Here is an 18,154-nt window from a genome sequence, read left to right on the forward strand (position 1 = left end):
CTTTATGCAGGTGGTGGCTGTTGTTGTCATGATCCCTAAACAGCCATCGCTTATGATTTCGCATCAGCCCCGGTTCAGCCGGGGCGTGTTTTACAGAATTGGAGAAAATCGTGGCCCAAATCACAGCATCGATGGTTAAAGAACTGCGCGAGAAAACTGACGCGCCCATGATGGAATGCAAAAAGGCATTGGTTGAAACGGATGGCGACCTTGCTAAAGCCGAAGAGCTTTTACGCGTTAAGCTGGGAAGCAAAGCTAGTAAAGCCGCTTCTCGCATTACTGCCGAAGGCCTGGTCGGGGTATATATTGCTGAAGGCAATAAGGTTGGTGCGATTGTTGAAATCAACTGTGAAACAGACTTCGTAGCCAAAAACGAAGACTTCATCAACTTTGTTGACCAAATCGCCAAGCTGGTTACCGAAAACAACCCGGCTGATGTAGCAGATTTGGCTCAGAAGCCATTGGCTGGCGGCACAGTAGAAAGCGTGCGTGCCGAATTGGTGGGACGTATCGGCGAAAACATCTCGGTTCGTCGCTTCCAGCGTTTTGAGACCAATGATCAGTTGGCTCAATACGTACACGGTGGCCGCATTGCTTCCTTAGTCGATTTTTCTGGTTCCGAAGACGTCGGTAAAGATCTGGCGATGCACATCGCGGCTACACGTCCTAAAGCTTTAGACGCTAGTGGTGTCAACCCGGCCGACATTGAAGCCGAGCGTTCTGTGGCTTCGCAAAAAGCAGCAGAATCCGGTAAGCCAGAAGAGATCGTCAAGAAAATGGTTGAAGGTTCCGTCGCCAAGTTCTTGAAAGAAGTCACATTGCTTTCTCAGCCTTTTGTTAAAAACGACAAGCTTAGCGTCGAACAGATGTTGAAAGAGCAAGGCGCCAAAATTTCCGGCTACGCATTATATGTGGTTGGTGAGGGTATCGAGCGTCGTACCGAAGACTTTGCCGCTGAGGTTGCTGCCGCACAGTCTGGCAACTAAACGTTGCTGTTATCTGGTTTTACCTTGGCAGGTGCCTTAATATGGCACCTGCCATTGCGCATGACTGTCTTACATTTCTTCAGTACCTAATTTCGGAACCCTTGCCATGAATACCCCACTTTATAAGCGAGTACTGCTTAAGCTGTCCGGCGAAGCGCTAATGGGCGATGATGCTTTCGGCATCAATCGTGCCACCATCATGCGCATGACAGAAGAAATCTCAGACGTCGCGGCGCTCGGAGTACAGGTCGCGATCGTGATTGGTGGCGGTAATATCTTTCGTGGCATTGCTGCGGGTGCCCAAGGTATGGATCGCGCAACCGCCGATTACATGGGTATGATGGCAACCGTGATGAACGCTTTGGCTCTGCAAGATGCATTGAAAAACCGTGGTTTGGATGCTCGTGTGCAGTCAGCTTTGAATATCGAGCAGGTCGTCGAACCCTATATCCGTCCCAAGGCTTTGCGTTACCTCGAAGAAGGCAAGGTGGTGGTCTTTGCAGCCGGAACCGGTAATCCTTTTTCACCACCGATACCGCCGCTGCGTTGCGTGGTGCAGAGGTCGGGGCAGAAATCGTCCTCAAGGCCACTAAGGTCGACGGAATCTACAGCGCTGATCCCAATAAAGACCCAGGCGCCACACGCTACTCGCGCATTAGTTTCGATGAAGCCATTGTTCGTCGCCTTGAGGTAATGGACGCGACAGCCTTTGCGCTTTGTCGCGATCAGAAGTTACCGATTAAAGTCTTCTCTATCAACAAGCTCGGCGCGCTTACCCGTGCTGTATGTGGCGAAGACGAAGGTACCTTGGTACACGTTTGATACAGGAATAAACATGAGTCTGTCAGAAATTCGTACATCGGCCGAGAGCCGGATGAATCGTTCTATAGAAGCCTTGCAAACCAGCTTGGGGAAGATCCGGACCGGTCGCGCTCATGCGGGTTTGCTCGATCACGTCACTGTCGACTACTACGGTTCGCCCGTGCCAGTAAGTCAGGTGGCTAACGTGAGTGTTCTTGATGCACGCACCCTGAGCCTGCAGGTATGGGAAAAGCAAATGGCCCAGGTCGTAGACAAGGCCATTCGTGAGTCCGACCTGGGCTTGAACCCTATTTCCCTTGGCGAGACCATACGTGTGCCAATGCCCGCTCTTACCGAAGAGCGACGACGTGATCTTACGCGTTTAGTGCGCTCTGAAGGCGAGGACGCCAAGGTTGCTGTACGTAACCTGCGCCGCGATGCCAACGACACAGCTAAGCGTATGCTTAAAGACAAAGAGATCTCTGAAGACGATGAACGTCGTTTTCAAGATGAAATCCAGCGCCTTACCGATAAATTTGTTGCTGAAATCGACAAAATAGTTTCGGTAAAAGAAGCTGAGGTCATGACGGTTTAATACCGTCAATACAGGTGGACGCGATGTCTGTTAGCTCGACACAATCAATCCCTGTGTGCAGTGATATCCCGCGCCACCTGGCCATCATTATGGATGGCAACGGCCGTTGGGCAACACGCCGAATGCTTCCGCGCACAGCGGGGCATATGCGGGGCGTGCAGGCCGTTCGACGTGTTGTCGAGGCTTGCGGCCGTCAGGGTGTTGAATACCTGACCTTGTTTGCTTTTAGCTCTGAAAACTGGCGACGCCCCCAAGAAGAAGTCTCGTTGCTGATGCGTCTTTTTGTCCAGACCTTAGAAAAAGAGGTTGGCAAGTTAAGTGATCAGGGCGTGCGTTTGCGTGTGGTGGGCGATCTAAGAGCCTTTGAACCCCGTCTGCGTGATCTTATCCGTGCCGCCGAAGACCGTACCCAGCACAACTCGGCATTGCAGCTGACGATTGCCGCTAATTATGGTGGACGCTGGGATATCTTGCAGGCCACTCGTCAACTGTTGCTATCCAGACCAGAGTTACTCACTCAGCCTGAGCTGCTCGATGAAAACGCTCTATCGCCTTATCTGTCGATGGCCTATGCCCCCGAACCCGATCTTTTCATTCGTACAGGTGGCGAGCAGCGAATTTCTAATTTTTTAATTTGGCAATTGGCCTACACTGAGCTTTATTTCACAGAAAGCTATTGGCCTGATTTTGGCGCCAAAGACCTGCAAGCTGCATTTCAATGGTATGCCAACCGCGAACGTCGCTTTGGGCGTACCAGCGCTCAGATCGCACTCCAACCCTAACGAGGCGACCATGCTTGGACAGCGTATTATCACTGCCGTTGTGCTCATTGCAGTTCTTGTTTTGGCCATGTTCCTGCCTTCGCTGTGGCCCATGACGGTCTTGCTTGCGCTTGCCGCCGCCTGTGCGCTTTGGGAGTGGCTCAGACTAACATGGTCTGGCTCATCCGGATTTATGGCTCCCCTGATAGGCCTGCTGCTGTTTGTCGGCATGCTGTACCTAGCTTATGGCTGGCAGCCGTCATTGGATATGCAGGTGTGGGCCAAAGAAGCCAGGGCACATGTGTTTCTTGTGTTTTTGCCTTTGGTGGTTCTTTATTGGGCCATAGGGGTGAGCTTGATGCTCGGCTTTGCCCAGACCCAGAAGCAGGCCTCCAAGGTGGCTTTAAGTATTTTTGGTGTTTTCGCGGTTTTTATAGCATGGGCTTCGTTGAACGAAATGCTGATGTATCGTGGTGGCATCTACCTGTTATCGATGATGGCCATTGTCTGGGTTGCTGATATTGCGGCGTATTTTGCCGGAAAGGCGTGGGGCAAGAAGAAGCTGGCTCCTCGTATAAGCCCCGGGAAAACATGGGCTGGTTTTTTTGGTGGAATGCTAGGCGTTATTGCCTACGTGTTTCTAACGGGCCGGATCGAGGGTAGCTATGCACATGATTTAGCCATGCGTTGGCCATGGTTTGGTGTGGTGGCAATAGCTGCAGGGCTGGCTGCACTTTCGGTCATGGGCGACCTATTTGAGTCACTGCTGAAAAGGCGCGCTGGCGTCAAGGATTCAAGTAACCTGCTTCCTGGCCATGGCGGTGTATTCGATCGTATCGACGCACTCCTTCCTGTCGCGCCTGTTGCATTGGTCCTTGGTGGTCCATTCCTCGAAATGCTCAGCGTCGCAGCAAACTAAGCGGCTTCGCCGGTCGAATTCGCATGGCGCTAGCCAGTCTTTATTAAAGAAGCGTATTAATGAGTTTTCAACGCGTATGTATATTGGGTTCTACCGGCTCCATCGGCTGTAGCACCCTTGATGTTATTGCCCGCCATTCTCAAACAATGGCGGTCTACGCATTATCGGCATACAGCCGCATGGAAAAGCTCGCCGAACAAGCGCTGCAGTACCAGGTGCAAGTTGTGGTGGTGCCCGACGGTGACGCCGCCACGCAATTTATACAGGCCTACGGCAAGGGCTCTTTGCCCGAAATTCGTATAGGCGAACCAGGCTTAATTGAAACCGCTTCCGATTCAGCTGTTGATACTGTCATGGCAGCTATTGTGGGGGCCGCCTGCCTTGCGCCAGTTCTGGCGGCTGCAAGGGCAGGCAAGCGTATTCTGCTGGCGAATAAGGAAGCACTGGTTGCTGCTGGTGGCTTATTCATGGACGCGGTTCGCCAAGGAAATGCCAGCCTGATTCCTATAGACAGCGAACACAATGCCATTTTTCAGTGTCTGCCCGAAGCGTCGCGTCATCACATTATTAGCGAAGCGCCCAAAAGCATACGTCGGTTATTGCTAACTGCTTCCGGCGGGCCATTTCGCACTCTTGATCTTAATGACCTGGCCAGCGTCACTCCAGAGCAGGCCTGTGCGCATCCTAACTGGAGCATGGGCAAAAAAATCTCGGTCGATTCCGCGACTATGCTGAATAAGGGGCTAGAAGTCATCGAGGCTCATTGGCTGTTTGCGATGCCGGCTGACAAAATTGATGTGGTCATCCATCCCCAAAGTCTGATTCATTCGATGGTCGAATATATAGATGGCTCGGTGCTCGCTCAGCTCGGCCAGCCCGATATGCGCACTTCCATTGCCTATGGCCTGGGCTTTCCTGAACGTATAGAAAGCGGCGTTGGGCTGCTGGGTCTCACTGCCATGGGCCGGCTAGACTTCGAAGAGCCTGATTTCGAGCGCTTTCCTTGTCTGAAGCTGTCTTTTGAAGCTCTGGCAACGTCACAGGCGGCATGTATTACCCTGAATGCGGCCAACGAGGTTGCAGTGGATCTGTTTTTAAAGCGTAAAATTTCATATAACGATATTCCGCGTGTTATCTCAAACAGCATTGAAAGAGTGGTAGGCATGAATACTCCTGCATTAGACTGCCTGGAATCCGTGCTGGGTGTTGATCACGAATCGCGCATCATCGCCCGTGGCCTCTGCAGCTCTGCGGCTTGATTTCTTAAGGGCATAGTTCATGTTATTTACCTTATTGGCGTTTGCTGTTGCCATTGGTCTGTTAGTTACAATTCACGAGCTTGGCCATTACTGGATAGCCCGCCGTTGTGGCGTTCACATCGAGCGTTTTTCTTTTGGATTTGGCAAGGTTCTGGCCAAATACACCGATAAGCGCGGTTGCGAGTGGGCATTTTCAGCGCTGCCCCTCGGGGGCTACGTGATGATGCGTAATCAGGCCCCGCTGAATGCGACTCAGGCCGAGATCGACGCCTCCTTTGATAACAAGACGGTGTGGCAACGTGCTGCCATTACCGTCGCCGGCCCAGTTGCCAATCTGATTCTGGCGGTACTTATCTATGCCTTGATTGGCTTGGTAGGTACGCAAGAGCCGGCCGCTATTCTGGGTCAACCTGCGGCCGATACGCCGGCGGCGTATGCACATGTGCAAGCGGGTGACACGGTGGTGGGTGTTAATGATAAAAACATAGCGTCATGGTCACAGTTTCGTTGGCAGATGCTTGATTCGCTCAGCACGGGTGGCGTAGTCAACATTCAAACGCAAGACGCACTCAGTAACAGCCGCACTTACGAGATTGATCTTCCCAAGGCCCAGATTAAGCCCGATGCTCCGGATCTGCTCGCTGAAGCAGGCTTCAGGCTTGCCATGCCACACGCTAAAGTACAGCGTATCATCGAGGGTGGGGCTGCAGAGGCGGCGGGCTTGCTTGCCGGTGATGTCATTGTTGGCTTAAATGACATCCCAGAGCCCTCTGCTAACGATTTTGTGAGTGCTGTCCAGAATCTGGCGGGCCAAACAGTGCAGTTACAAATATTGCGCGATGGCCAAAGGCTTAGCATTGATGCGCATGTGCGCGCTGAGCAGACGCCGGAGGGTGAGCAGGTGGGCCGTATCGGTATATTGGTGGGTGCGGATCTGCCAATGGTGACGGTTCGTTATGGCCCTCTGGACAGCGTTGTTCAAGGCGTTTCTCGTACTGCCGATACCTTCTGGCTTTCGTTAAAAATGATAGCCCGTATGGTCACCGGGGACGTGTCGGTCAAGAATATTAGCGGGCCGGTGTCTATCGCTGATTATGCTGGTCAAAGCGCGCGCATCGGCTTAGCATCTTATTTACATTTTCTTGCATTAATCAGCGTCAGCATTGGTTTACTAAATCTTTTACCTATACCCATGCTCGATGGCGGCCATCTGCTGTATTATGCTGTCGAGGTCGTTCGCGGACGACCGCTTTCAGAAAAATGGCAAAATCACGGGCGGCGTATTGGTTTAGGTATACTTGCTGCTTTAATGATGCTTGCTTTCGTAAATGACTTTGTCCGACTTTTCAGTTAGGCTTCGTTGTCTTACAATCCAAAACCATTTGATCGACCAAGGACTCTCCAGGATGTCGTTAAGCCGGAAATCAAAATTTGCTCTGCGTACCTTGCCTTTGCTGGTAGCAACGCTGCTTGCTCCAGCCATTGCCAATGCGTTTACGCCTTTCGTCGTTCGTGATATTCAAGTTAACGGCATACAACGAGTTGATCCAGGCACTGTCTTTAGCTTCTTACCGGTCAAAGTGGGTGAGCAGTTTTCCGAAGAGCAGGCTAGTGAAGCTATTCAACGCTTGTATTCCACGGGCTTCTTTAGCGACGTGCAGCTGGATACCACTGATAACGTACTGGTGGTTTCTGTGGTCGAGCGTCCCACCATCGCCTCGGTAACCTTTAACGGAATGCGTGAGTTTGATGCCAAGGGAATCACGCAGTCACTCTCGCAAGTGGGCTTTGGTGAAGGCCGTGTATTCGATCGCGCCATGCTCGAGCGTGCCGAGTTCGAACTCAAGCAGCAATACCTCAGCAAAGGTAAGTATGGCGTCGAGGTCACGCCTATCATTACCCCGTTGCCACGCAATCGCGTAGGGGTCAGCTTTGACGTCTTTGAAGGTGATCTGGCCAAAATCAAAGAGATCAACATCGTGGGTAACGAGGCCTTCAGTACAAGCCGCCTGCTTAGCCAGATGGAGCTCACGACCTCGGGTGTCATGACGTGGTACACCGGCACGAATAAATACTCAAGGGAAAAGCTCGAAGGAGATGTCGAGCGTATTCGCTCCTACTACCTCGACCGTGGTTACCTTGAATTTAATTCCGAGCCGCCACAGGTCTCTATCTCGCCCGATCGCCAGGATATCTTTGTGACGCTTACCGTTCACGAAGGCGACCCCTACGAGATTAGCGACGTCAAGCTAGCCGGCGATTTGCTCGGACTGGACGCTGAGATTCTGCCTCTTGTACAGGTAAAGGCCGGAGAAACCTTTTCAGCTGAAAAAACCAATGCTTCGGCTAAAGCCATTACCGATTATCTGGGCAGCTTAGGCTATGCCTTCGCCAACGTGAATCCGCACCCGGTACTCGATAGGGAAAACCATACGGCGGATCTTAGTTTCTACATTGATCCGGGCCGCCGTGCCTATGTACGTCGTATTCAGATCGGTGGCAATACCCGAACACGCGACGAAGTGATACGCCGTGAAATGCGCCAGAACGAAGCTGCCTGGTACGATTCAAACAGTATTGCTTTCTCCAGAGACCGTATTGACCGTCTGGGTTATTTCAACGAAGTTGATGTCAACACAGCTCCTGTGGCCGGCTCGCCTGATCAGGTCGATCTGAACGTAGACGTCAAAGAAAAACCCACAGGGCTGATTAACCTGGGTGTAGGCTACGGTTCTACCGATAAAGTTATTTTGTCGGCCGGTATTAGCCAGGACAATATCTTTGGTAGCGGTAACAGCTTGTCGTTGCAGCTAAACACAAGTAAGACCAACCGGGCTGCTGTGATTTCTCACACCAACCCTTATTGGACCAAAGACGGTATAAGCAAAACCACATCGCTGTATTACCGCCGTACCACGCCTTACGAAAGTGATTACTCTTATGGTGATTACCAGGTTACAGCGTACGGCGCGGGCTTGAACTTTGGTATTCCTATCTCAGAGTACGATCGCATTTTCATGGGTGTAAACCTTGAGCACAACAAGATTGGCCGGTTTAGCAGGCAGTATACGCCTCTGGCCTACCAAGAGTTTGTTGAAGAGTTTGGCTCGGGTACCAATGCGGCGATCTTCAATTTAGGCTGGTCCAAAGATACGCGTGATAGTGCATTGGCTCCGACCCGGGGTGGCTACACCCGTCTGTCTGCCGATTTCTCTACGCTCGATCTGCGTTACTACATGCTTAGTGCGCAGCAACAATACTATTTACCACTGGGACGAGCCTTTACGCTGGCCTTTAACGGCATGGCCGACTACGGGAAGTCCTACGGTGGTCGTGCGTTCCCTATCATCAAGACAGTTTATGGTGGTGGTATAGGGTCAGTACGGGGGTACGAAGGTGCCTCATTAGGTCCACGTGACACCTTGACCGGCGATTACCTGGGTGGTTCTCGCCGCGTAGCGGGTAATGTGCAGCTCTATCTGCCGTTCCCAGGCGCTACACGTGACCGTACACTGCGCTGGTTTGTGTTCACCGATGCTGGCCGCGTAGATAACGCCGACGGCTCTTGCTGGACAGGCAGAAACAACGAAATCGAAGATCCATGCGGATGGAAATACTCCGCGGGTGTGGGTCTTTCGTGGCAGTCTCCGTTAGGCCCATTGCAATTGTCCTATGGTCGTGCAATGAACGCCAAGGCCGGTGACGAAAAACAAGCCTTCCAGTTTCAAATTGGTACCGCGTTTTAAAATGCCGTTTTTAGTGGCACAATTAACTTTTTCTCGCAGCGTTATTAGCAAGGTAGATTTTCATGAAGTCTAAATTCGCATTTCAACTTTCCTCAGTCGCTCGTCAACTGTCACGTGGCAATCGTGCGGTGGTGATGGCCGCGGTGTTGGGTGTGTCGGCTATGGCCGCTGCTCCAATTGCTCAAGCCCAGACCAAAATTGGCTTTGTCAGCACCGAGCGCATCCTGCGTGACTCGCAACCTGCTAAAGCAGCACAGAGTAAAATCGAAGCTGAATTTAAGCGCCGTGACGACGAGTTGCAAAATTTGGCTAACAAGCTGCGTAATGATGCTCAGAAGTTCGATAAAGACGCACCAGTGCTTTCCGAATCCGACCGCATTTCGCGCCAGCGTCAATTGTCCGATCTTGATTCAGACCTGCAGCGCAAGCGTCGTGAATTTCAGGAAGACTTCAACCGTCGTCGTAACGAAGAGTTCTCAGCCATTGTTGAGAAAGCCGATGCAGCTATTCAGAACATTGCTGACAACCAGGGTTACGACCTGATCATCCAAGATGCCGTTACTGTTAGTCCCCGAGTGGACATCACTGACGAGGTCCTGAAAGCCCTAGGTGGTTAAAAAACTATGCCAGTACTGCTTGCGCCTGATCAGGCGCCCTCGTTAGAGCAGCTTATTGCTGTAGTACAAAGCACTGGTCTTGAATGCAGTTTGGCAAATATAAGCTCCGAGCCCACGCACCCGATTCAGGGGCTGGGCTCGTTGCTTTATGCCAGTTCAGTCGAGCTCAGCTTTTTGTCAAACCCCAAGCTAAAAGACCAGTTGTCCCGCACTCAGGCGGGGGCTGTCATCCTTAGCACCGACGATTATCGCAATCTGACATTTAAGCCTCATTTTGCGGTGGTTCTCTGCGATCAGCCCTATCTGATGTATGCCTTGTTAGCCCAATGGTTTGACAGACATCGCATTGAAGGTCTGCCTGCAGGCATACACCCCTCAGCAACGATCCATAGCTCTGCAGTGCTGCACGACGGTGTCAGCGTGGCTGCCAACGCAGTCATCGAGGCTAACGTTGTGGTGGGGCAGGGGACGCGTATTGGAGCTGGTTGCGTGGTGGGTGAAAATTCCACCATAGGTACATCGTGTTTACTGCATGCCAAGGTTGTACTTTATCACCAGGTGTCCTTGGGCGACCGCTGTATTGTTCATGCCGGTGCCGTCATTGGTGCTGACGGATTTGGCTTCGCGCCCGACCCGTCAACGCAAGGCGCCTGGGCTAAAATCGCCCAAATCGGCGGTGTGCAGATTGGTGACGATGTTGAAATCGGTGCGAACACGACCATCGACCGCGGAGCCCTGGACAATACCGTTATTGAAAACGGGGTTAAATTAGACAACCAGATTATGGTGGCCCATAACGTCCGCATTGGTGAGCACACTGCCATTGCTGCCTGTGTGGGTATTGCCGGCTCAACAGTCATAGGCAAGCGTTGCATTATTGGCGGGGCGGCCATGCTTTCAGGTCATATAACCCTCACTGACGACGTGCAGGTGTCCGGCGGTACAGCCATTACCTCGAATGTTGATCAGCCTGGGCGCTATACCGGGGTCTATCCTTATGCCGAACATCAGCAGTGGCAACGTAATGCCGCTGTTATTTCACAGTTGAATCCGTTACGGCGTCGTCTTCGCGCGCTGGAACGGGGTAACAACGATTAATTTTTTAATAGAATAATAAGCAGGAATCATCATGGAACTCGATATTCGACAAATTATGGAACGCTTGCCACATCGATACCCGATGTTGCTGGTTGACCGCGTAGTTGAAATGGTCCCAGGGAAAAGCATTGTTGCCATTAAAAACGTGTCGATGAACGAGCCGTTTTTTACAGGCCATTTCCCTCATCATCCTGTCATGCCGGGCGTGCTCATTATTGAAGCCATGGCTCAGGCCGCAGCACTTTTTTCGTTCGAAGACGATCATGAAGTGAATGCCGCCAGTCAAAAAATTGCTTACTATTTGGTAGGGGTAGACGGCGCCCGCTTTAGAAAGCCAGTGGTTCCAGGAGACCAGCTGCGTTTGGAGGTTGTGGCAGATCGGATCAGTCGCGCCATCTGTAAATACTCGGCAAAAGCTCTGGTTGATGGCCAAGTTGTCGCTGAAGCCAAGTTAATGTGTGCGATTCGTGTATTGGAAGACGACGAAGCATGAGTTTAATTCACCCTACCGCAATTATTGCACCTGGGGCTGTAGTTGCAGCAGATGTGCAGGTTGGTCCCTATAGCATTATTGGCGAGAATGTCACCATTGGCTCGGGGACGATCGTCGGGCCTCATTGCATCATCGATGGGCATACGACCATTGGCAAAAACAATCATTTTTATCGTTTCTGCTCTATAGGCGGCATGCCTCAAGACAAAAAGTACGCAGGTGAGCCTACGAGTCTGGAAATAGGTGATTCAAATACCGTGCGTGAATACGTCACCATTAACACCGGTACGGTTCAGGATGTCGGGGTTACCCGTCTGGGTAATGATAACTGGGTCATGGCCTATGTGCATATTGCTCACGACTGCCAGATAGGCAACCATACTATTTTGGCAAATAGTGTTCAGTTTGCCGGACATATACACATAGGTGACTGGGCCATTATTGGCGGCTTGTCTGCCATGCACCAATTCGTTCGTATTGGTGCACACACCATGATTGGTGGCACTAGCTCTATCCGCCAGGACATCCCACCGTTTGTTATCGGGGCCGGTGATCCCTTTAAGCCAGCGGGTGTGAATTCTGAAGGTCTGCGACGCAGAGGCTTTAGTCCTGAAGTTATTTCAGCCATCAAAGAAACCTACAGGCTGCTTTATCGGCGCGGTTTGAAAATCGATGAGGCTTTGCTGCAAATCAAAACTCTTCAGTCTGAAAAGCCCGAAGCGGCATCAGCGATTCAGCTGATGGTTGATTTTCTTGAAGAATCAAGCCGGGGCATTGTACGGCCATGACGGCATTGCGAGTAGGCATGGTCGCTGGTGAGCCTTCTGGCGACTTACTCGGTTCTCGCATTCAACGCGGTCTATACGAGACACACCCCGACACCCTCATTACCGGTATTGGCGGTCCTGAAATGGTCGCTGCGGGCCTGGATGCCTGGTATCCCATGGACGCGCTGTCGGTTTTTGGTTATGTGGACGCACTCAAAAGCTTGCCACGCTTATTGCAGACCTACTATGGTGTTCGCAATCGGTGGAAAAAAACCATCCGGATGTGTTTGTAGGTATAGACGCTCCCGATTTTAATTTGCGAATGGAAGCAGCGCTGCGGCAGCAAGGCATACCCACAGTCCAGTTTGTAGGACCTTCGATATGGGCATGGCGCTACGAGCGTATTCACAAAATACGTGAGGCAGTGTCCCATATGCTGGTACTGTTTCCCTTTGAAGTGGATATCTATAAGAAAGAGGGAGTGCCTGTTACTTGTGTAGGCCATCCTTTAGCTCAGAGCATTCCCCTTGAGCCGGACCTCATCGCGGCACGAGCTCGACTGGGAGTAGCTCCTGATGCCAGAGTGCTGGGGCTGTTACCTGGCAGCCGCCGCTCCGAAATTGCGAATCTTGCACCCCGGTTCTTGCAGGCAGCTCAGCTTTTGCAAGCAGAAGAGCCGGCGCTGCAAATTCTGGTGCCTGTGGTTAATGCTGCCCGGAAAGCACAGTTTGAAGCCATACTTAAAGACCACCCGGTAAAACATATTCGGATAGTGACAAACGAGTCTGTCGCCACGCAACTATTAGCAGGTGGCGGCCAGAAGCCGGTAGCGTGGGATGTCATGGAGGCCAGCGACGCTTTACTTATCGCAAGTGGTACAGCTACGCTGGAGGCAGCTCTTTACAAGCGGCCCATGGTGATCTCTTATGTGCTTACGCCCTTGATGAAAAACATCATGGCATGGCAGTCAGGCCAAAAGCGTCCATTGCTAGACTGGATCGGCTTGCCCAATATTCTTTGCCAGGACTTCATCGTGCCAGAACTGCTTCAAGAAGAGGCCGAGCCGAAATCGCTTGCCAGGGCTTGCCGTCGGGCTTTGGATGACAGTTCGTGGCGCGAAAAAGTTAGCCGGCACTTTTACCGTTTGCACGAGTCATTGCGTCTGGATACCGCCAAGTTGGCGGCGAATGTTATTTTGGATGTGGCACGACGTGGATACTGATTTAAATGTACTTGTATCAATTGACGAACTGACTGCTGGCGTAGACGAAGCAGGACGGGGGCCTTTGGCGGGCCCGGTATTTGCTGCAGCGGTCATTCTTGATCCCGACCATGTGATTGAAGGCCTGGGGGACTCTAAAAAGCTGAGTCCCAAGCGGCGGGCAGAGCTCGCCATAGAAATTCGTGCCCACGCCCTGGCCTGGTGCATTGCCAGTGCGAATCGCGATGAAATTGATGAACTCAATATATTGCACGCAACCATGCTTGCCATGCAGCGTGCGTGCGAGGCTCTTCCTCTTTCTCCGGGGCTTATTCTGATAGACGGTAATCGCGTACCCAGTAATTTATGCGCGCCATCACGAGCGGTAATCAAAGGCGATTCGCAGGTGGCTGCTATTTCGGCTGCTTCTATTTTGGCGAAAACCGCCAGGGATGAAGCCTGCCTGGAAATGCATGCACTTTACCCGGACTACGGTTTTGATCAGCATAAGGGCTATGGTACGGCTTTGCACATGGAACGTCTGTCCTTGCATGGGCCGTGTCCGGAGCATCGGCGCAGTTTCGCCCCTGTAAGACGTGCGGCTTTGCGACTTCAAGATCCTCAATGACCATTATTCATTCGCGTGATAATACACGCTACAAAAGCCTGCAGCGCATAGCATCCGGCAAGCGCCCTCTAGGAGGAGGGCCGAAGCAAGTGTGGATCGAAGGTGTGCATTTGTGCCAAAGCTGGCTTGAGCGTTTCGGGGCGCCGGACATGGTGGTATTCGATGCCGAGCGCGCAGAATCCACCCCGAGATCCAGGCATTATTAGAACAGGCTCATACGGCAGAGCGCTGTGCATTGAGCAGTGCTCTGCTGCGAAGCCTGTCCAAGGTTGAGCAGCCCCAAGGTATTGCCTTTGCAGTGAGCATGCCCACTCAGTCTCCTGATGGCCCGCTCGATGGCGCAGCATTGCTGCTCGACCGTATTCAAGACCCTGGCAATCTTGGCACACTATTGCGCACCGCTGCAGCCGCTGACATCGGGCAGGTTTTTTTATCAGAAGGCTGTGCCGATGTCTGGTCTCAAAAGGTATTGCGCAGTGCTCAAGGTGCCCATTTTAACTTGAGCCTTTACGAGCAGGTGGATCTTCATCACTTGATCAGGCATTCGAAGGTGCAGGTCTTTGCGACCTCTCTGGATGACGCGCAATCTCTATATCAGATACGTATTCCCAGCTCGGCTGCCTGGGTATTTGGCAACGAAGGACAGGGCGTAGAGGCGGCGCTTCAGCAAAAGGCCACGGCTCGTGTATTTATCCCGCAGTCAGCCCGCGTCGAATCGTTGAATGTGGCAATCGCTGCAGGCATCTGTTTATTTGAGCAGCGGCGCCAGTCGCTTGCCTGATTTTTCGGCTGACCGCCGGACGATTACAGGAAACAGCTGGCTACAGGGCAGGGCCTTAATAAAAAAGCGGATAGGGCCGTTAAGGCTCATCCGCTTTTTATGTGCTGTCATGTATTACTAATAAACACGTCGATTCAGGCCGACTTCTTCCAGGATTTTCGTAGAGATTTCTTCAATGGAGCGTGTAGTGGTGGATAGCCACGGGATCCCTTCGATGCGCATTAAGCGTTCGGCATCAGCGACCTCGTTAATGCACTGTTTAAGCGAGGAATAGGTACTATCGGGACGTCGCTCGTTGCGTACCTCGGCAAGGCGGTCAGGCAAAATCGATAGGCCAAATAGCTTTTTACGGTAAGGGAGCAGAGTGGCGGGGAGGGTTCCGCGTTCAAAGTCCTCGGGAATCAAGGGATAGTTGGCGGCTTTTACTGCATACTGCATGGCCAGATACAGGCTAGTTGGCGTTTTGCCACAGCGTGAAACCCCGACCAAAATAACATCGGCCTGCTCGAGGCCCTGGACATACTGACCATCGTCATGCGCCAGGCTGAAATTGATGGCTTCAATTCTGTTGTTGTATTGTTTGGAAAGGCCGTTAGAATGTGACCGGCCTACCGAGCGGGTAGATTTCACTCCCAGGGCGCGTTCGATGTGACGCACAAAGGAACCAAACAAATCAAGGAAGGTGCAGTTGGCCGCCCCGATAATGGTGGCCATTTTAGGGTCGACTAAAGTGCTGAAGACCAGAGGGCGCTGGCCTTGTTCCTCGGCTGTTTTATTGATGCGATCGGCAACCGCTTGGGCCTTTTCAATAGTGTCGATGAAAGGGATTCGTAATGCTTCAAATTCAAATTGCTGAAATTGAGAAAGCACAGAATGGCTAAAAGTTTCGGCGGTAATCCCAGTACTATCAGAGACCACGAATACGGTTCGTTCAATTAATGTCGAAGTCATGACTTAGGTGGTGCACAATGGCCTATAAACGGTACAATCTGAAAAGAGTAACAGTGACATGAGCAGCAAGCAAGGCAGGTTTGCCTAGTGCGTAAATGGTGGTCATCGGCCCACCCCCAGTTGCGTGCTAGGCAAACAGGCTTTTTTATTTTTAAGGTGACATTCATGTCTTATGTTTTACCCTTCGACAACCTCCGTATGACGGACGTCGATACTGTAGGGGGCAAAAACGCCTCTCTCGGAGAAATGATCAGCCAGCTTGCTGGTGTCGGTGTACGTGTGCCTGGTGGTTTTGCCACCACAGCCGAAGCCTATCGTGTCTTCCTTAAAGCCGATGGCCTGGACGAACGTATCGCTAATCGACTCGCTACTCTCGATGCCGATGATGTACGTGAGCTGGTGGCAGCCGGTGCTGAAATCCGTCAGTGGATTATCGACACGCCGTTCCCGCACGAACTGGAGTCCCAGATTCGCGAATCGTTCGCAGCACTGGATGCCGACGGCCAGGGCTCCTTCGCGGTACGTTCATCAGCCACCGCAGAAGACTTGCCAGATGCCTCTTTTGCAGGCCAGCAAGAAAGCTATCTGAACGTCGTAGGCATTGACGATGTCTTAGAAAAAATTCATCATGTTTTCGCATCGCTCTATAACGATCGCGCCATTTCTTACCGTGTCCATAAAGGCTTCGAGCACGCCGATGTAGCGCTGTCAGCCGGTATTCAACGCATGGTTCGCTCCGACAAGGGCAGCTCCGGCGTTATGTTTACCCTGGACACCGAGTCAGGCTTCCCTGACGTGGTGTTCATCACATCGTCATATGGCTTGGGCGAAACGGTTGTGCAGGGTGCAGTCAACCCAGACGAATTCTACGTATTCAAGCCTACGCTGGAAGCAGGCCACTATCCGATCATCAGCCGCCGCATCGGTTCCAAATTGTTGAAAATGGAATTTGATCCGCAGCGCGAAAGCGGCGAAGCCGTTCGCACGGTTGATGTTCCCGTATCCGAACGCAACCGTTACTCGCTTAACGACGAAGAAGTGATCGAGCTTGCGCGCTACGCGACAATTATCGAGAAGCATTATCAGCGTCCTATGGATATCGAGTGGGGCCGGGATGGGCTGGACGGAAAAATTTATATTCTGCAAGCACGCCCGGAGACCGTTAAGTCTCAGCTTTCCAACAACGACGTTCAAGAGCGCTACAGCCTGAAAGCTACTGGCGAAGTACTGATTACTGGTCGGGCCATTGGCCAAAAAATCGGTTCCGGAACCGTACGTCTGGTCGGCGATGCAAGCGAAATGGATCAGGTCAAAGCGGGTGATATTCTCGTTACCGACATGACAGATCCCAACTGGGAGCCGGTCATGAAGCTGGCTTCGGCAATTGTCACGAACCGTGGCGGACGTACTTGTCACGCAGCCATCATCGCGCGTGAGCTGGGTATTCCTGCCGTCGTAGGTTGTGGCGAGGCCACCGACATTCTTAAAGATGGCCAGGAAGTGACGGTCTCTTGCGCCGAAGGTGATGAAGGCCGTATTTACGACGGCTTGCTCGAAACCCAGATCGACGAAGTCAGCTGGGGTGAAATGCCCGAGATAGGCATGAAAGTCATGATGAATGTGGGGAACCCACAACTGGCTTTTGATTTTTCCCAGATCCCTAACGACGGCGTTGGATTAGCTCGACTTGAATTCATTATTAATAACAATATTGCAATTCATCCTAAAGCCGTACTCGATTACCCAAACGTTGATAGCGAACTTAAAAAAGCTGTTGAGTCCGCAGCACGTGGCTATGCCAGCCCCCGCGCCTTCTTTGTCGAGAAGCTTGCTGAGGGTATTGCAACGCTGGGCGCAGCATTCTATCCAAAGCCGGTCATCGTTCGCTTGTCCGATTTCAAGTCTAACGAATACCGTAAACTGGTAGGCGGATCGCGCTACGAGCCCGAAGAAGAAAACCCCATGCTGGGCTTCCGCGGCGCGGCGCGCTATATCTCCGACGACTTCGAAGAGTGCTTCCGCATGGAATGTGAAGCGCTGAAAAAAGTACGCGACGATATGGGCCTGACCAACATCGAGATCATGGTGCCTTTTGTACGCACATTGTCGCAAGCCGAGCGCGTGATTCAGCTCTTGGCCGATAACGGTCTTGAGCGCGGTAAAAACGGGCTTCGCGTCATCATGATGTGCGAGGTTCCGTCGAATGCCATTCTGGCTGAAGAGTTCCTGGAGTATTTCGACGGTTTCTCTATCGGTTCAAACGACATGACTCAACTTACCCTGGGCCTGGATCGTGATTCTGGCATGGAATTGCTGGCTGCAGATTTTGACGAACGTGATCCTGCTGTCAAGTTCATGCTTAGCCGCGCCATCAAGGCCTGCCTTAAAGCCGGTAAGTATGTGGGTATATGTGGTCAAGGGCCTAGCGACCATCCGGATCTGGCCGAATGGTTGCGAGACGAGGGTATTCTTTCCTTGTCCCTCAATCCCGATACGGTGATCGATACTTGGCAGCGTTTGGCTAAATAGGCTTTTGCCGCAGCTCGAAACG

Annotated in this window: 16 protein-coding genes and 2 pseudogenes; 17 read left to right on the forward strand and 1 reads right to left on the reverse strand. The window is 52.0% G+C overall.

Annotated elements, in window-relative coordinates; genetic code table 11:
• Positions 1-110 precede the first annotated feature (110 nt).
• The 16 genes and pseudogenes from tsf to L1889_RS05895 all read left to right on the forward strand — a co-directional run bounded on the left by tsf (position 111) and on the right by L1889_RS05895 (position 14,652).
• On the forward strand, positions 111-986 hold the full coding sequence (gene tsf, locus L1889_RS05825) for a translation elongation factor Ts (protein ID WP_238664333.1): 876 nt from the start codon (positions 111-113) through the stop codon (positions 984-986).
• A gap of 106 nt (positions 987-1,092) precedes the next feature.
• A pseudogene (gene pyrH / locus L1889_RS05830) lies at positions 1,093-1,808 on the forward strand (UMP kinase).
• Positions 1,809-1,821: 13 nt separating this feature from the next.
• The gene (gene frr / locus L1889_RS05835) at positions 1,822-2,382 is read left to right on the forward strand and encodes a ribosome recycling factor (RefSeq protein ID WP_238664334.1); all 561 of its coding nucleotides are present in this window, start codon (positions 1,822-1,824) and stop codon (positions 2,380-2,382) included.
• Between the two features lie 23 nt (positions 2,383-2,405).
• The gene (gene uppS, locus L1889_RS05840; RefSeq protein ID WP_238664335.1) at positions 2,406-3,164 is read left to right on the forward strand and encodes a polyprenyl diphosphate synthase; all 759 of its coding nucleotides are present in this window, start codon (positions 2,406-2,408) and stop codon (positions 3,162-3,164) included.
• Positions 3,165-3,174: 10 nt separating this feature from the next.
• Entirely contained in the window at positions 3,175-4,062 is an 888-nt protein-coding gene (locus tag L1889_RS05845) for a phosphatidate cytidylyltransferase (protein ID WP_238664336.1), read from the forward strand.
• A gap of 59 nt (positions 4,063-4,121) precedes the next feature.
• A complete protein-coding gene (locus tag L1889_RS05850; RefSeq protein WP_238664337.1) occupies positions 4,122-5,321 on the forward strand; it encodes a 1-deoxy-D-xylulose-5-phosphate reductoisomerase in 1,200 nt (399 codons plus the stop codon).
• 19 nt (positions 5,322-5,340) lie between these two features.
• On the forward strand, positions 5,341-6,675 hold the full coding sequence (gene rseP / locus L1889_RS05855; protein ID WP_238664338.1) for an RIP metalloprotease RseP: 1,335 nt from the start codon (positions 5,341-5,343) through the stop codon (positions 6,673-6,675).
• Between the two features lie 52 nt (positions 6,676-6,727).
• A complete protein-coding gene (bamA, locus tag L1889_RS05860) occupies positions 6,728-9,067 on the forward strand; it encodes an outer membrane protein assembly factor BamA (RefSeq protein ID WP_238664339.1) in 2,340 nt (779 codons plus the stop codon).
• Between the two features lie 134 nt (positions 9,068-9,201).
• Positions 9,202-9,684: an OmpH/Skp family outer membrane protein gene (locus L1889_RS05865; protein ID WP_372871718.1), complete on the forward strand. Its 483-nt coding sequence runs from the start codon at positions 9,202-9,204 to the stop codon at positions 9,682-9,684.
• A gap of 6 nt (positions 9,685-9,690) precedes the next feature.
• Entirely contained in the window at positions 9,691-10,782 is a 1,092-nt protein-coding gene (gene lpxD, locus L1889_RS05870) for a UDP-3-O-(3-hydroxymyristoyl)glucosamine N-acyltransferase (RefSeq protein ID WP_238664341.1), read from the forward strand.
• Positions 10,783-10,813: 31 nt separating this feature from the next.
• Positions 10,814-11,275, forward strand: a complete 462-nt coding sequence (gene fabZ, locus L1889_RS05875; RefSeq protein ID WP_238664342.1) for a 3-hydroxyacyl-ACP dehydratase FabZ — start codon at positions 10,814-10,816, stop codon at positions 11,273-11,275.
• Positions 11,272-12,063 carry an acyl-ACP--UDP-N-acetylglucosamine O-acyltransferase gene (lpxA, locus tag L1889_RS05880; protein WP_238664343.1) on the forward strand — a complete coding sequence of 264 codons (792 nt, stop codon included), beginning with the start codon at positions 11,272-11,274 and terminating at the stop codon, positions 12,061-12,063. The genes fabZ and lpxA overlap by 4 nt, the downstream gene beginning before the upstream one ends.
• Positions 12,060-13,264, forward strand: a pseudogene (gene lpxB / locus L1889_RS05885) (lipid-A-disaccharide synthase). Before lpxA ends, lpxB begins: the two are co-directional and overlap by 4 nt.
• The gene (rnhB, locus tag L1889_RS05890) at positions 13,254-13,871 is read left to right on the forward strand and encodes a ribonuclease HII (protein ID WP_238664344.1); all 618 of its coding nucleotides are present in this window, start codon (positions 13,254-13,256) and stop codon (positions 13,869-13,871) included. Before lpxB ends, rnhB begins: the two are co-directional and overlap by 11 nt.
• Complete coding sequence (locus L1889_RS18720; RefSeq protein WP_308217599.1) at positions 13,868-14,077, forward strand: hypothetical protein; 210 nt, start codon at positions 13,868-13,870, stop codon at positions 14,075-14,077. Before rnhB ends, L1889_RS18720 begins: the two co-directional genes overlap by 4 nt.
• 29 nt (positions 14,078-14,106) lie before the next feature.
• Positions 14,107-14,652 (forward strand): TrmH family RNA methyltransferase, encoded by a 546-nt coding sequence (locus L1889_RS05895; RefSeq protein WP_308217600.1) that lies wholly within the window; start codon positions 14,107-14,109, stop codon positions 14,650-14,652.
• A 117-nt stretch (positions 14,653-14,769) separates the two neighbouring features.
• On the opposite strand, the gene ppsR is transcribed toward L1889_RS05895, so the two are convergent.
• Positions 14,770-15,603, reverse strand: a complete 834-nt coding sequence (gene ppsR, locus L1889_RS05900; RefSeq protein WP_238664345.1) for a posphoenolpyruvate synthetase regulatory kinase/phosphorylase PpsR — start codon at positions 15,601-15,603, stop codon at positions 14,770-14,772.
• Between the two features lie 165 nt (positions 15,604-15,768).
• On the opposite strand from ppsR, the gene ppsA reads away from it, so the two are divergent.
• On the forward strand, positions 15,769-18,132 hold the full coding sequence (gene ppsA, locus L1889_RS05905; protein WP_238664346.1) for a phosphoenolpyruvate synthase: 2,364 nt from the start codon (positions 15,769-15,771) through the stop codon (positions 18,130-18,132).
• The last annotated feature ends 22 nt before the right edge of the window (positions 18,133-18,154 follow it).

This window comes from Paenalcaligenes niemegkensis, assembly GCF_022230885.1.
In the GTDB taxonomy this organism is placed as follows: Bacteria; Pseudomonadota; Gammaproteobacteria; order Burkholderiales; family Burkholderiaceae_B; genus Paenalcaligenes; species Paenalcaligenes niemegkensis.